Origin of the sequence: Mesorhizobium sp. M1A.T.Ca.IN.004.03.1.1 (assembly GCF_003997555.1) — a bacterium.
GTDB lineage: Bacteria > Pseudomonadota > Alphaproteobacteria > Rhizobiales > Rhizobiaceae > Mesorhizobium.
This window is the reverse complement of record NZ_RZTV01000210.1, coordinates 1-279: the sequence shown is the minus strand read 5'-3', so window position 1 is coordinate 279 and position 279 is coordinate 1. Positions and strand designations below refer to the sequence as shown.

At 64.5% G+C, this 279-nt stretch carries 2 pseudogenes; both read left to right on the top strand.

Features of this window, described 5'->3' with window-relative positions:
• Window positions 1–157: pseudogene (locus EOD29_RS31380) on the top strand (four-carbon acid sugar kinase family protein); the annotation flags it as partial.
• Window positions 158–279 (top strand): annotated as a pseudogene (locus EOD29_RS37580) (triose-phosphate isomerase); the annotation flags it as partial.

Sequence of the window (279 nt, the reverse complement as noted above, 5' to 3'; positions counted from 1 at the left end):
GACGACGCTTCTGCCGTTGCCGCAAACGCCGGGTTCGCCGCTTTGCCTCGCCCATGGCGACTATCCGCCGACCAACGGCCTGCAGATCGCCCTCAAAGGCGGCCAGGTCGGCACCGACGGCTATTTCGCCCAGATCCGTGACGGGAGGAAGAGCTGAATGGTCCTTTGGGTCGGCACCAGCTTCAAGATGAACAAGACCGTGGAAGAAGCGCTCGCCTTCGCGCGCCGCCTCGCCCATGCAGACCGTGAACGCGACGTCCACGTGCAGCGCTTCGTCAT